The sequence below is a fragment of the Duganella levis genome (assembly GCF_009857605.1).
GTDB lineage: Bacteria > Pseudomonadota > Gammaproteobacteria > Burkholderiales > Burkholderiaceae_D > Rugamonas > Rugamonas levis.
The window spans coordinates 71,177-85,391 of sequence record NZ_WWCT01000008.1 but is presented as its reverse complement, the minus strand read 5'-3'; the positions used below and the strand labels follow the sequence as shown (position 1 = coordinate 85,391).

The 14,215-nt window shown below is 62.7% G+C and carries 14 protein-coding genes; 4 read left to right on the top strand and 10 right to left on the bottom strand.

The features are described from left to right. The first annotated feature begins 45 nt into the window (after positions 1 to 45). From GTP69_RS12220 to GTP69_RS12205, 4 genes are all read left to right on the top strand, one after another. On the top strand, positions 46 to 1,965 hold the full coding sequence (locus tag GTP69_RS12220) for a S9 family peptidase (RefSeq protein ID WP_161055157.1): 1,920 nt from the start codon (positions 46 to 48) through the stop codon (positions 1,963 to 1,965). After that, on the top strand, positions 1,962 to 6,119 hold the full coding sequence (locus GTP69_RS12215; protein ID WP_161055156.1) for a DEAD/DEAH box helicase: 4,158 nt from the start codon (positions 1,962 to 1,964) through the stop codon (positions 6,117 to 6,119). The genes GTP69_RS12220 and GTP69_RS12215 overlap by 4 nt, the downstream gene beginning before the upstream one ends. A 76-nt stretch (positions 6,120 to 6,195) precedes the next feature. Further along, a complete protein-coding gene (locus GTP69_RS12210; RefSeq protein WP_161055155.1) occupies positions 6,196 to 8,118 on the top strand; it encodes a DUF885 domain-containing protein in 1,923 nt (640 codons plus the stop codon). Between the two features lie 97 nt (positions 8,119 to 8,215). After that, on the top strand, positions 8,216 to 8,611 hold the full coding sequence (locus tag GTP69_RS12205) for a hypothetical protein (protein WP_161055154.1): 396 nt from the start codon (positions 8,216 to 8,218) through the stop codon (positions 8,609 to 8,611). 1 nt (position 8,612) lies between these two features. Here the strand turns inward: GTP69_RS12205 and tatC are convergent, their stop codons facing one another. The 10 genes from tatC to hisB all read right to left on the bottom strand — a co-directional run bounded on the left by tatC (position 8,613) and on the right by hisB (position 14,206). After that, positions 8,613 to 9,368 (bottom strand): twin-arginine translocase subunit TatC, encoded by a 756-nt coding sequence (gene tatC, locus GTP69_RS12200; RefSeq protein WP_161055153.1) that lies wholly within the window; start codon positions 9,366 to 9,368, stop codon positions 8,613 to 8,615. Continuing rightward, entirely contained in the window at positions 9,369 to 9,902 is a 534-nt protein-coding gene (tatB, locus tag GTP69_RS12195) for a Sec-independent protein translocase protein TatB (RefSeq protein WP_161055152.1), read from the bottom strand. A gap of 13 nt (positions 9,903 to 9,915) precedes the next feature. Beyond that, positions 9,916 to 10,119 (bottom strand): Sec-independent protein translocase subunit TatA, encoded by a 204-nt coding sequence (gene tatA, locus GTP69_RS12190; RefSeq protein WP_110846655.1) that lies wholly within the window; start codon positions 10,117 to 10,119, stop codon positions 9,916 to 9,918. Positions 10,120 to 10,235: 116 nt separating this feature from the next. Continuing rightward, entirely contained in the window at positions 10,236 to 10,604 is a 369-nt protein-coding gene (locus GTP69_RS12185; RefSeq protein WP_161055151.1) for a histidine triad nucleotide-binding protein, read from the bottom strand. Between the two features lie 12 nt (positions 10,605 to 10,616). Then, on the bottom strand, positions 10,617 to 10,955 hold the full coding sequence (locus GTP69_RS12180; protein WP_110845880.1) for a phosphoribosyl-ATP diphosphatase: 339 nt from the start codon (positions 10,953 to 10,955) through the stop codon (positions 10,617 to 10,619). Then, positions 10,952 to 11,377 (bottom strand): phosphoribosyl-AMP cyclohydrolase, encoded by a 426-nt coding sequence (gene hisI, locus GTP69_RS12175; protein ID WP_161055249.1) that lies wholly within the window; start codon positions 11,375 to 11,377, stop codon positions 10,952 to 10,954. The genes GTP69_RS12180 and hisI overlap by 4 nt, the downstream gene beginning before the upstream one ends. Further along, positions 11,377 to 12,147, bottom strand: a complete 771-nt coding sequence (gene hisF / locus GTP69_RS12170; RefSeq protein ID WP_110845882.1) for an imidazole glycerol phosphate synthase subunit HisF — start codon at positions 12,145 to 12,147, stop codon at positions 11,377 to 11,379. The genes hisI and hisF overlap by 1 nt, the downstream gene beginning before the upstream one ends. A 1-nt stretch (position 12,148) precedes the next feature. Then, complete coding sequence (gene hisA, locus GTP69_RS12165) at positions 12,149 to 12,937, bottom strand: 1-(5-phosphoribosyl)-5-[(5-phosphoribosylamino)methylideneamino]imidazole-4-carboxamide isomerase (protein WP_161055150.1); 789 nt, start codon at positions 12,935 to 12,937, stop codon at positions 12,149 to 12,151. Positions 12,938 to 12,967: 30 nt separating this feature from the next. Continuing rightward, the gene (gene hisH / locus GTP69_RS12160; RefSeq protein ID WP_161055149.1) at positions 12,968 to 13,606 is read right to left on the bottom strand and encodes an imidazole glycerol phosphate synthase subunit HisH; all 639 of its coding nucleotides are present in this window, start codon (positions 13,604 to 13,606) and stop codon (positions 12,968 to 12,970) included. Positions 13,607 to 13,615: 9 nt separating this feature from the next. Beyond that, entirely contained in the window at positions 13,616 to 14,206 is a 591-nt protein-coding gene (hisB, locus tag GTP69_RS12155) for an imidazoleglycerol-phosphate dehydratase HisB (RefSeq protein ID WP_090190670.1), read from the bottom strand. Between the last annotated feature and the right edge of the window lie 9 nt (positions 14,207 to 14,215).

Genomic DNA, 14,215 nt, shown 5'->3' with positions numbered 1-14,215 from the left:
GCTCTATCATGCGGAGCACCGCGCACTGACCTTTTTGGAGCTTTTATGACATCGCCTGCTTCCCCGAACATTGCCGCCTTTGGCGCCTGGCCCTCGACCATCAGCGCTGCGCGCGTGGCGGCGGGGGCGACGCCGCTGTCGTCGCTGATGCTGGGCGGGTCCGATGGCGGCGATATCTTCTGGCTGGCCGGCCGCGCGGCCGAAGCAGGCCGCAATACGCTGCTGCGCTATCACGGCGCCACCACCGAGGAATTGACGCCGGCGCCGTTCAATGTGCGCTCGCGGGTGCATGAATATGGCGGCGGGGCGTATGCGGCGGAGGGCGAGACGGTGTACTTCTCGCACTTTAAGGATAACTGCGTCTATCGCGTAATTCCCGGCGATGCGCCGGTGGCGGTCACGCAGGCCGGCAAGCAGCGCTTTGCCGATTTTGTGGTCGACCGCGCGCGTAATCGGCTGATCGGCGTGCGCGAGCTGCATGGCGACGATGAACATGCGCAGCCGACCAATACGATCTGCGCGATCGACATCGCCGGCGGCGCCGAGACGGTGCTCGCGCAGGGTGCGGACTTTTATTCGTCGCCACGCCTGTCGCCGGACGGCCGCTCGCTGGTCTGGCTAAGCTGGGACCATCCGCGCATGCCTTGGCAAGGCACCACGCTGTGGCTGGCCGATATCAACGCCGACGGAACGCTGGCCACGCCCAAACGCATCGCTGGCGGCGAAGAGGAATCCATCTGCCAGCCCGAATGGTCGCCCGACAATCTGCTGCACTTCGTCTCCGACCGCAGCGGATGGTGGAATCTGTACCGACTGCGCGCCGACCGCGTGCGCACTGAAGGCCTGTGCCCGATGGAAGCCGAATTCGCCTCCCCGCACTGGACCTTCGGTAACAGCATGTACGGCTTCCGCTCGGCCAGCGAAATCATTTGCACCTACATCGACAAGGGCGTGAGCCGCCTGGCGCGCCTGCTGCCGGGCAGCGGCAAGCTGGAAGCCATCGCCAATCCGTACGAGGAAATCCGCGAACTGCGCGTCGGTCCCGGCTACATCGCCATGCTGGCAGGCGGCCCGACCATCCCGATGGAACTGGCGCGCATCGACTTCACCGAGGAAGGCGTCGAAATCCTGGCGCAGTCGATTGACGACTTGCCGGAGGAAGCCAACCTGTCCATCCCGACCAGCATCAGCTATCCGAGCGCCAACGGCCGCACCGCGCACGCCTTCTACTACCCGCCGCGCAACCAGGACGTGCAGGCGCCGGCAGGCAGCAAGCCGCCGGTGATCGTCATCAGCCACGGCGGCCCGACCGGCATGACCGTCAACACGCTTAACCTGAAGACGCAGTTCTGGACCAGCCGTGGTTTCGGCGTGCTGGATGTGAACTACGGCGGCAGCACCGGCTTTGGCCGCGCCTACCGCGACCTGCTCAAGGGCCAGTGGGGCATCGTCGACGTGGAAGACTGCGTGGCCGGCGCCCAGGCGCTGGTGGAGCGCGGCCTGGCCGACGGCGAACGCCTGATCATCCGTGGCGGCAGCGCTGGCGGCTTGACCACGCTGTGCGCACTGACCTTCCACGATGTGTTCAAGGCCGGCGCCAGCTACTACGGCGTCTCCGACCTGAAAGGCCTGGACCAGGATTCGCACAAGTTCGAGTCGCATTACAATGAATACCTGATCGCGCCGAAAGCGCAGGCCGATGCCATCTACGCCCAACGTTCGCCGATCAACCACACCGACAAGCTGTCACGCCCGATGATCTTCTTCCAGGGCCTGGACGACAAGGTAGTGCCGCCGCAGCAATCGGAAATGATGGTCGACGCGCTGAAAAAGCGCGGCATCCCGGTCGAATACGTGCCGCTGGAAGGCGAAGGCCATGGCTTCCGCAAAGCCGAAAACATCATCCGCACGCTGGAAGCGGAGCTGGACTTCTATCAAAACATCTTTAAGCTGAATCACGCATGACCGATCCCAAGCTGCTCGTCGAATTCGATGCGCTGCCATTTAACGAAAAAGCCATTCTCGCCCTGCTCGCCCTGATCGGCGAGCCGACGGGACGCACCGCCATCCTCGATCACCTGAACCATGCACGCATCGAGCAGGATAACGACGGCAATCTGTACACCGTCGCTACGCTGGACGATTCCATGTCGCGGCTGGAGCGCCTGGCCTTCATCAGCGTGGTGACGGGACGCGGCTTTATCTGCAATCCCAAGCTGCGCTGGCCGGCGATCCGTTCCGCCATCGGCACCCATGCGCTGGAAGACCTGTGCGCCGCCTACGCGGAGCTGGTGCCGATGCGCCAGACCTGGAACAGCATGGAGCCGCGCAGTTACCGCGCCGGCATGGCGCGCCTGCGCATGGGCCTTCTGCGCGGCCACGGCCCGCAACAGATCCAGCAGGTGCTGGCGTTCTGCCTGGGCAGCTACGAGGCGGCGCAGCTGCATCCGATCGTCGATATCTTCGGCCGCCCATTCGAGCCGGGCATGCTCGCGCTGGTCCACCCGCTGCTGCAAGACGATGTGCTGGCGGTGCTGCTGCAAAACGCCCAGCACGAACCGGCCACCGCGCCTGCAATCCGCGAATTCTGCGAGATGCATATGCAGCGCCGTCACGGCGACGTCAATTCCGAACTGCGCATGGCGATGGCGGAAGACGCGCTGCTGTGCGGCCGCCTGGACGACGCCAAGCGTTACCTGGAACGCACCGTCGGTCCGCAAAGCCAGTACCTCGCCAGCGTAGTGGTGCTGCTGCGCGGCGCCGCCAGCGCCGCCATTATCGGCTTTGACGCCGCGCTGAAAACCCTGCGCCGCGACACCGGCAAACGCAAGCAGCTGTTCACCGGCATGGGTGCGCAGCTATACCTGCTGTCGGCCCTGCGCAGCGCCGACGCCAAGCACCTGAAGGCGACGGAAGCCTACCTGGAAATCGCCGTCAAGCTGCCGAGGAACCACGACAGCGCGGTGCACCAGCAGATCGACATGCTGCGCCAGATCCGCGCCGGCGTCATGCAGGTGGACGCGGTGTCGGCGCTGCCGTGGGAACCATCGCTGCAAACGCAGATGTTCCAGTACCTGCTGTACTTCTGGCTCTCGCTGCCGCAACTGCAGGAGCGCAAGGAGCAGTTGCAGGAAATGGTGAAGACCGCCGAACGCGCCGGCTATATGTTCATCGCCAGCCAGGGCGCCGCGCTGCTGGGCCAGATGGGCGACGCCGCGATGCAGACGCACGCGCAAGCCTTGCGGTCGCGCTTCGGCTTCCCGGACCTGAGCACCTGGTTCGAGCGGCAGGAAGGCTGGCAGCGCCAGCTCACCGCGCTGATCAACCTGCACCAGCCGACTGCGCCGGATGCGGCGGGCAGTTCGCGCCTGGTCTGGCTGCTGACCTTCGATCCACGCCACGGCCTGACCGACATCGCGCCGGTGGAGCAGAAACGCGATGCGCGCGGCCTGTGGAGCAAGGGCCGCGCCGTGGGCCTGAAGCGGCTGCGCTTCGAGTCCGAGCAGTTCGACTTCCTGACGCCGCAGGATATCCGCGCAGCGGAGGCCATCACGGTGGCGCATCGCGGCTACCAATCCACCGGTTTGACTTACGAAATCGACCCGCAGCGCGCCGCGCCGATGCTGGTGAATCACCCGCTGCTGTACTGGTCCGATTTGCCGGATATGCGGGTGGAGATGCTGTCCGGCGAACCGGAGCTGCTGGTCAAGCGCAGTCCCGGCAACCTGGAGCTGCGCTTGCAACCGCCGATCCCGGACGATAACTCGTCGGTGGTCATCACCCGCGAGACGCCAACGCGCCTGCGCGTGGTCAGCATCCTCGATGAGCACCGCAAGATCGCCTCTATCGTCGGCGATGCGCTCAACGTGCCGTCGCATGCGGAGCAGCAGGTGCTGTCGGCCATCAGCGCCATCTCGTCGCTGGTGACGGTGCAGTCGGACATCGGCGGCGCCGCGCCGGACATGGAGCAGATGGAAGCCGACATGCGCCTGCATCTGCACTTGCTGCCCTACCAGCACGGCCTGAAGATGCAGATCCTGGTGCGGCCGCTGGTCAATGGCGCCTATTACAAGCCGGGCGACGGCGCCGACAGCGTGATCGCCGACATCGGCGGCAAGCCGGTACAGGCGCGCCGCCAGCTGATCGACGAACGCGATGCGGAGCGCGACCTGATCGCCAGGTGTCCGGTGCTGGAATCGGCCGAGCAGGAACACGGCGAGTGGCTACTCGGCCAACCGGCGCTGTGCCTGCAACTGCTGGTGGAATTGCAGGCGCTGGACCCGGCCAGCATCGTCATCGCCTGGCCGGAGGGCGAGAGCTTCCGCGTCACCAACAAGGTCGAGACCAAGCAGCTGCGGCTGGCCATCAAGAGCAACAAGGACTGGTTTGCCGCCAGCGGCGAACTGCAAGTGGACGAGGGCAAGGTCATCGACCTGCGCACGCTGCTGCAGATGATGGAGAAGAGCCACGGCCGCTTCGTTGAACTGGGCGAGAACCGCTATCTGGCGCTGACCGAGGAACTGTATCGCCGCCTGCAGGAAGTATCGGCCTATGGTGAGCTCACCGCCGACGGCGTGCGCCTGCATCCGCTGGCGTCGTTTGCGCTGGAAGAACTGGCCGACGATGTCGGCGGCCTCAAATCCGACAAGCTGTGGAAAGCGCATTTGTCGCGCATGCAGGAACAGACCACGTTCGAGCCGCAACTGCCAAGCACTTTGCAGGCGGAGTTGCGTGACTATCAGCTGGAAGGCTACAACTGGCTGTCGCGCCTTGCCCATTGGGGGGTGGGCGCCTGCCTGGCCGACGATATGGGTCTCGGCAAAACGCTGCAGGCGCTGGCGCTGATGCTGTCGCGCGCGCCGCAAGGCCCGACGCTGGTGATCGCACCAACCTCGGTCTGCATGAACTGGATGAGCGAAGCCGCGCGCTTCGCTCCGACGCTGAACGTGCAGTTGTTCGGCGCCGGCGACCGCGCGGAGCAGCTGAACAATCTGCACGCCTACGACGTGGTGGTGACCAGCTACGGCCTGCTGCAACTGGAGTCGGCGCTGTTTGCGGGCGTGCAGTGGAATACCATCGTGCTGGATGAAGCGCAGGCCATCAAGAACGCCGCCACCAAGCGCTCCGCTGCGGTGATGGCGCTGAAGGGCGAGTTCCGCATCGCCGTCACCGGCACGCCGCTGGAGAACCATCTGGGCGAGTTGTGGAACCTGTTCCGCTTCATCAATCCGGGCCTGTTGGGCAGCATCGAGCAGTTCAACCTGCGCTTCGCCGCGCCGATCGAGAAACCGCAGGATCACCGCGCCGAACTGGGTGCGCGCAAGCGCCTGCGCCGTTTGATCCAGCCCTTCATCCTGCGCCGTACCAAGTCGCAGGTGCTGACCGAGCTGCCGTCGCGCACCGAGATCACACTGGAAGTCGACCTGTCGGCCGACGAAACGGCGCTGTACGAATCGCTGCGCCGCGCCGCGCTGGAGAATCTGGAAAAGGTCGAAGGACCGGCCGAGAAGAAATCGATCCAGATCCTGGCCGAGATCATGAAGCTGCGCCGCGCCTGCTGCAATCCGAATCTGATCGCGCCGGAACTGGGACTGGCCAGCAGCAAGCTGGCCGCCTTCGCACACCTGCTGGAAGGCCTGCTGGAGAACAAGCACAAGGTGCTGGTGTTCAGCCAGTTCGTCGACCATCTGGCGCTGATCCGCGCGCATCTGGATGAACAGGGCGTCAGCTATCAGTACCTTGATGGCTCGACCTCGATGGCCGACCGCAAGAAGCGCGTGGATGCCTTCCAGGCCGGCGTCGGCGATGTGTTCCTGATTTCGCTGAAGGCGGGCGGGGTCGGCATCAACCTGACGGCGGCCGACTACGTGATCCACATGGACCCGTGGTGGAATCCGGCGGTGGAAGACCAGGCCTCGGACCGCGCGCACCGCATGGGCCAACTGCGGCCGGTGACCATCTACCGGCTGGTGGCGCGGCACACCATCGAGGAAGGCATCGTCGACCTGCACCAGCACAAGCGCGACCTGGCCGACAGCCTGCTGGAGGGCAGCGATGTCAGCGGCCGCATGTCGTCGTCGGAGATGTTGGCGATGCTGCAAGAGGGCTTGAAAAAGTAATTCGGCTTGTATCGGACGCTCTCAAGCGGCCAGATTAGTGATAATCTCCTCCGCTTCAGATACAAGGCTGCATATGATGATTAAGACAAGATTCGCACTGGCTGCGTTGATGGCGGCTCTGGCCGCCGCGCCAGCCGGCGCCGCTACCCACCACAAAGCCACACCGGCCAAGAAAAGCAACGCCAAGGCCAGCAGCAGTTCCAGCAAGGCCAAGCACACCAGCAAATCCACCAAGGGCAAGGCTGCCGCCAAGTCGTCCGGCAAAGCCCGCGCTGGCGCAGCCGTTGCTGCGGCCGCCGCCGTGCCGGCGCTGAAGGTATCGTCCGAACGTTGGGCCGACCGCCAGTTCGACAACCTCAGTAACCAGTTCCTCAACGCGCTGTGGCGCATCGATTCGGAAAGCGCGATCTACGCCGGCAAGTACGATACCGCCGCCGTGCTGACCGTGCCGACCAAGGACGAGCAAGCCAAGGAGCTGGCCTTCATCGGCGACTGGCTGCAGCGCTTCGGCGCCATCAAGGTCGCGCAACTGTCACCCAAGCAGCGTACCGATCTGGCGCTGCTGGTCAACAAGCTGGAAGGCGATCGCTGGCGCCTGACCACGCTGCGCGAGTGGGAGTGGAATCCGGCCAGCTACAACGTCGCCGGTCCGATCGATCTGGTGCTGAACACCGAATACGCGGCCCAGCCGCAGCGCCTGCGCACACTGCTCAAACGCATCGCCAGCATTCCGGCCTATTACGATGCGGCGCGCGCCAACATCGTCAATCCGACCCGTGAACATACCCGCCTGGCCATCGCGCAGGCGCCTGGCGTGCAGTCGCTGCTGACCGAAGTCGACAAGGTGGCGCAAGCGTCGATCCTGACGCCGGTGGAGAAGCAGCAGTACACGCAGCGCGTCAATGCGGCGCTGACCGCGATCGATGCCTACGTCGCTTTCCTGACCGAGCTGGACAAGCAGATGGACACCAAGGGCCGTCGCACTTTCCGCCTCGGCAAGGACTTGTATGAGCAGAAATTTGCCTACGATATCCAGTCCGGCAGCACCGCCGAGCAGACTTATCAGAAGGCGCTGGCGGCGCGCGAAGAGCTGCTGGCGAATATGGACAAGCTGTCCGATGAGCTGTGGGACAAGACCATGGGCAACACCGCCAAGCCAGCCGACCGCTTTGCCAAGATCGGCATGGTGATCGACAAGCTGTCGGCCCGCCATGTGGCGCGCGAGGATTTCGTCAACGAGATCAAGCGCCAGATTCCGGCGTTGCAGGAATACGTGATCAGCCATAACCTGCTGACGCTGGATCCAAACAAGCAGCTGGAAGTGCGCGCCACGCCGGCCTATGCGGCGGGTGTCGCCGGCGCCAGCATTGATGCGCCGGGACCGTATCGTCCACAGGACCGCACCTTCTACAACGTCACGCCGCTGGATGGCGCGACGCCGGAAGCGGCCGAGAGCAGCCTGCGCGAGTACAACTACTGGATCCTGCAGATCCTGAATATCCACGAGGCGATTCCGGGCCACTACGCGCAGCTGGTGTATGCCAACCGTTCGCCGTCGATCGTGAAGTCGATCTTTGGCAATGGCGCGATGGTGGAAGGCTGGGCGGTGTACGGCGAGCGCATGATGCTGGAGTCCGGCTACGGCGACAACGCGCCGGAGATGTGGCTGATGTGGTCGAAGTGGAATCTGCGCAGCGTGACCAATACGATTCTGGATTACAGCGTGCATGTGCTGGGCATGACGGAAGAGCAGGCCATCGATCTGCTGACGCGCCAGGCCTTCCAGACGCGCAGCGAAGCGGTGGAAAAATGGCATCGGGTGCAGGTGTCGTCGGTGCAGCTGACCAGCTACTTCAGCGGCTACAGCGAGATCATGGAGTTGCGCGAGCAGCGCAAGCAGCAGCAGGGCGCCAGCTTCAACCTGAAGCAGTTCCACGAACAATTCCTCAGCTACGGCAGCGCGCCGGTGCGGGTGATCAAGGGCTTGATGACGCAGTAGTCCTGCGTTCGCTCAAATAGATGGGCAGGTGATTCGATACGATGGGGAACGGCTGTGCGCCAGCCGTTTTCTGCTACGATCAAATCGGGGAGGTACCATGAATATGCCCATCAAATTCGACACCCTTGAATACACCAGAAGCCTGATTGAGGCCGGCATCCCGGCGGCGCAGGCCGAAGCTCAAGCCCTGGCGCTCAGTCAGGCAATGGCGGAAGCGACCGTCTCACCAAGCGAGATGGTGCTGCTGCGAACCGATATGATCGCGCGAATAGAAATGTTACGTGCGGATATCTACGCCAAGCTTGAAGCGTTGGAAGAACGCTTTAACGCTAAGCTGGAAGCGATGGAGCAGCGCTTCAATGACAAGCTGGAAGCGCTGGAACAGCGCATCCGAGCCAAGTTGACTACAGTTTATTGGATGGTGGGTATTTCACTGACGTTGCATGTCGTCACGATCGGCATACTCGTGAAGATACTGGACCGACTGCCTTAGATCAGGCTTTCTCTTCCGGCGCCGTCGACATGCGGACGAACAGCGGCGCTACCAGCAGGCCCAGCTCGAACAGCAAGCACATCGGAATCGCCAGCGAGAACATCGACACCGCATCCGGCGGCGTCACAATCGCCGCGATCACAAACGCGCCGACAATCGCATACGGACGAATCTCCTTCAGCTTGGCCACCGACACCAGGCCCATGCGCACCAGGATCACTACCACCACCGGCACCTCGAAGGTCGCGCCAAACGCCAGGCACATCGACATCACGAAATCCAGGTAGTTCTCGATATCCGGCGTGACCGCAATCGACTGCGGCGAAAACTCGGCAATGAACTGGAACACCCGGCCGAACACCAGGAAATAGCAGAACGCCACGCCCGACATGAACAGCACCGACGACGAAATCACCAGCGGCGCAATCAGCCGCTTCTCATGTGCATACAGGCCCGGCGCCACAAACGCCCACAGCTGATACAGCACCCACGGCAGCGACAGGATGATGGAAATCACCAGCGTCACCTTCATCGGCACCAGGAACGGCGAAATCACGCCGGTCGCAATCATCTTCGAGCCCACCGGCAGCGAGCGGATCATCGGCTCGGCGATGATGTCGTAGATGTGCGAAGGCCCCGGCCAGATCATCAGCCCGATGCAGACCAGCGCAATGCCGATCGAGGCCTTGACCAAACGATCCCGCAGTTCGATCAGGTGAGAGATAAAGGTCTCTTCGCCCTGGTTAGGTGTAGTCATTTAATAGAAGGAGCTGTTGGTAGGACCGCGTGGACGGAAGCGGGCTACCCGCGCCGCACCCGAGGTCACATGCTGCTTGCCGCCATTGCGCTGCTTGTACCAGTTGGGGATGGCCGAGTTGCGCACCAGCTTCTTGCGGCGGAACTCACGCGCCTTGCGTGCCAGGTCGTCGGTGGTCACGCTGCCAAACGCGGTATGCGAATACGAAGAGGAACTATCGGAACTATCCGACAGCGATGACGACGAGGAGATATCGCTGAAGGCGTTTTCCACCTCAGCCTTATTCTGCGCAATCGAGTTTTCCACATCCGTCTTCACGGCCTGGGCGGCGTCCTGCACTTCCTTCTGCAGGTTGCGCAATTCTTCCAGCTCGATTTCGCGCGTGACTTCGGACTTGACGTCATTCAGGTAGCGCTGCGCGCGGCCGTACAGCGTCCCGGCCATGCGCGCTACCTTGGGCAGCTTTTCAGGACCGATGACGACCAGCGCAATCACGCCGATGACAGCAAGTTTGGTAAGACCGAGATCGATCATAAGAAGGCGCTACTTACTTCTTCTCTTTCGCATCGACATCGATGGTGCCCGGGGCGGCCGGCGTGGTCGGCTTCTCTTCGTCGCCCTTGACGCCATCCTTGAAGCCTTTAACGGCCTTACCGATATCCGAACCCATATTGCCCAGTTTCTTGGTGCCAAACACCAGCATCACGATAACCAGAACGATCAGCCAGTGCCAAATGCTAAATGAACCCATCATATTCCCCTTGCGAAGCGCATGCGCTCCAGATTTATTCGTTGATTCCCAGAACTGCTGCGACAGTATACGCCAAGCATCAGTCTCTGAGGTAAATGTGGCCGTTTCGCGCTAAATCAACGCTGGCCGCGCCATGGATGGGCGCCGCCGATCACATGCAGATGCAAATGGTACACCTCTTGACCACCATCCGGCCCACTGTTGATCAGCGTCTTGTAGCCGGCGGACGGTGCGCCATCCGCATCATAGCCGACTGCGCAGCCAAATTCCTCTGCCAGTCGGGGGGCCAGCGCCAGCATTTTGCCCAGCAGCGCCGGTTCGCCGGCCGCATCCTGCAGCGTGGCGTAGTGCTGTTTCGGGATCACCAGCAGGTGCACCGGGGCGGCCGGGTTGATGTCCTTGAAGGCCAGCAGATCGTCATCTTCATACACGGCGGTCGAAGGAATTTTCTTTTCGGCTATTTTGCAAAAGATGCAGTTTTCCACGCGGGGCTCCGGTTATTCTTTACGGGATGCTTTTTCTTCGATGCCGGACACGCCTTCACGGCGCGCCAGTTCATCGAGTACCTGCTGCGGCTTCAGATCGAACTGGGCCAGCAGCACCAGCGTATGGAACCACAAGTCGGCCACTTCGTACAGCACCTTGCCGCTGTCGGCGCCGGCGCGGGCGTCCTTGGCCGCCATCACGGTTTCGGTGGCTTCCTCGCCGATCTTCTTCAGGATGGCGTCGTCGCCCTTGGCGAACAGCTTGGAGGTGTAGGAGGTGGCGGGGTCGCCGCCATTGGCCGGCTTGCGCGATTCGATCACGTCGGCCAGGCGGTCAAGAATGGTGCTCATTTGCCTGCCTTGTAAATATCGGATGGATCTTTCAGCACCGGCTCGGTGTTCTGCCAGTCGCCTTCCTGGGCGTCGCCGGCGAACTTCTGGAAGAAGCACGAGTGGCGGCCGGTATGGCAGGCGATGCCGCCGGCCTGCTCGATCTTCAGCAGGATCACGTCTTCGTCACAGTCCAGGCGCACTTCCAGCACCTTCTGCACGTGGCCGGACTCTTCGCCCTTGTGCCACAGCTTCTTGCGCGAACGGCTCCAGTAGACGGCCTCGCCCAGCTCGACCGTCTTGGCCAGCGCCTCACGGTTCATCCAGGCGAACATCAGCACGTCATTGCTGCCGGCCTCCTGGGCGATCACCGGCACCAGGCCGTGTTCGTCCCACTTTACTTTTTTCAGCCAGGCAGCCTTCGGCTGGATCGGTGCATTCATCATGCCGCTCCATCCAGACGCATCGGAATGCCTTGCTGCGCCATGAAGCGCTTGGCTTCCTGCACCGAATACTGGCCGAAGTGGAAGATGCTGGCAGCCAGCACCGCATCGGCCTTGCCCAGCTTGATGCCGTCGGCCAGGTCTTGCAGGCCGCCGACACCGCCCGAGGCGATCACCGGAATGCCGACCGCGTCGGACACGCCGCGCGTCAGGCCGAGGTCGAAGCCGGACTTGGTGCCGTCCTTGTCCATGCTGGTCAGCAGGATTTCGCCGGCGCCCAGCTGTTCCATTTTTTTCGCCCACTCGATGGCGTCGATGCCGGTGGCCTTGCGGCCGCCGTGGGTAAACACTTCCCACTTGCCGGGCGAAGTCTGCTTGGCGTCGATCGCCACCACGATGCATTGCGAACCGTGCTTCTGCGAGGCGTCGAACACCAACTGCGGATTCGACACCGCCGACGAATTCATGCTGACCTTGTCCGCGCCGGCGTTCAGCAGGCGGCGCACATCGGCCACTTCGCGCACGCCGCCACCGACGGTCAGCGGAATGAACACCTGCGACGCCACCGCCTCGATGATGTCGAGGATCAGGCCACGGTTGTCGCTGGTGGCGGTGATGTCGAGGAAGGTCAGCTCATCGGCGCCCTGCTCGTCGTAGCGGCGGGCGATTTCCACCGGGTCGCCGGCATCGCGCAGCTCGGTGAAATTGACGCCTTTGACGACGCGGCCGTCGGTCACGTCGAGGCAGGGGATGATGCGTTTAGCAAGCATGTTATTCGTCTTCTTCTTCGATCAGGTCACCGCTCAACTCGTCGGCGCGCAGCTGGGCCGATTCGAGGTCGATGGTGCCTTCGTAAATCGAGCGGCCGCAGATCACGCCTTCGATGCCTTCGTCCTGCACCGCGCACAGCGCTTCGACGTCGGCCAGGTTGTGCAGGCCGCCCGAGGCAATCACCGGAATCTTGACGGCTTGCGCCAGCTTGACGGTGGCTTCGATGTTGACGCCGCCCATCATGCCGTCGCGGCCGATGTCGGTGTAGATGATCGATTCCACGCCGTAGGCTTCGAACTTCTTGGCCAGGTCGATCACTTCGTGGCCGGACATCTTGCTCCAGCCGTCGGTAGCAACCTTGCCGTCCTTGGCGTCCAGGCCGACGATGATGTGGCCCGGGAAGGCGCCGCAGGCGTCGTGCAGGAAGCCCGGCTCTTTCACCGCAGCGGTGCCGATGATCACATAGGTGATGCCGGCATCGAGATAGCGTTCGATGGTATCCAGGTCGCGGATACCGCCGCCCAGTTGCACCGGAATTTCTTCCAGATCATTTTCTTCCGCGAAGTCCTGCACCGCCTTCAGGATGGACTTGATGGCGGCCTCGTTCTTCGGCTTGCCGGCGAAGGCGCCGTTCAGGTCGACCAGGTGCAGGCGGCGCGCGCCTTGCTTCAGCCAATGCAAGGCCATCTCGGCCGGATCTTCGGAAAATACGGTGGCGAGTTCCATATCACCTTGTTTCAGGCGAACGCAGTGACCGTCTTTGAGGTCGATGGCAGGAATAAGCAGCATGATGGTGTCAGTTAGATGAGAGAGTAGAAATCAAGGGTTCCAGTGAACAAAGTTCTTGTACAGCTGCAGTCCGGCCGCGGCGCTTTTCTCCGGGTGGAACTGGGTCGCAAAAATATTATCACGGGCGACGGCACAACTGAACGGCGCACCGTAGACAGTTTGGCCGACGGTGTGCGCGGCCTGTTCCGGCTGCGCGAAATAGCTGTGCACGAAGTAGAAGTACGCGTTGTCCGCAATATCCTGCCACATCGGATGAGACGCCGTTTGCGTCACTTGGTTCCAGCCCATTTGCGGAACCTTGAAGCGCGAACCGTCTTCCTGGGTCTGGCCGTCCAGCTGGAAGCGCACCACCTTGCCGGGCAACAGGCCGAGGCCGGCGGCGTCGCCTTCCTCGCTGCCATCAAACAGCATTTGCTCGCCGATGCACACTCCCATCAGGGGGATGTTCTTCGACGCATGCAGCAATGCTTCCTGCACGCCGGACTCACGCAGGCTGCGCATGCAGTCCGGCATGGCGCCCTGGCCGGGCAGCACGATGCGGTCGGCGGAGGCGATATCGGCCACCGCGCCGGAAATCAGCACATTGGCTTCCGGCGCCACGGCGCGCAGCGCTTGCGCGACCGAGCGCAGATTACCCATGCCGTAATCAACTACTACGATTTTTTTCATGGTGTCTTCTTACAGAGTGCCTTTGGTCGACGGGATGGTGCCGGCGGCGCGTGGATCGAGTTCCGACGCCATGCGCAGCGCGCGGCCAAATGCTTTGAAGACCGTCTCGCACTGGTGGTGGGCGTTGGTGCCGCGCAGGTTGTCGATGTGCAGCGTGACCAGGGCGTGATTGACGAAGCCGCGGAAGAATTCCAGCGTCAGGTCGACGTCAAAGGTGCCGATCATCGCCCGCGTGAACGGGATGTGATATTCGATGCCTGGGCGGCCGGAATAATCCAGCACGACGCGCGACAGCGCCTCGTCCAGCGGCACATACGAATGGCCGTAGCGGACGATGCCCTTACGGTCGCCGATGGCCTTGGCCACCGCCATGCCCAGCGTAATGCCGACGTCTTCCACCGTGTGGTGGTTGTCGATATGGATGTCGCCGGTGGCTTCCACTTCCAGATCGAACAGGCCGTGGCGGGCGATCTGGTCCAGCATGTGGTCGAGGAAGGGCACGCCGGTGTTCAGCTTTTGCTTGCCGGTGCCGTCCAGGTTGATGGAAACGCGGACTTGCGTCTCGTTGGTATTGCGGATGATTTCTGCGGTGCGGTTCATGAAAAGCTC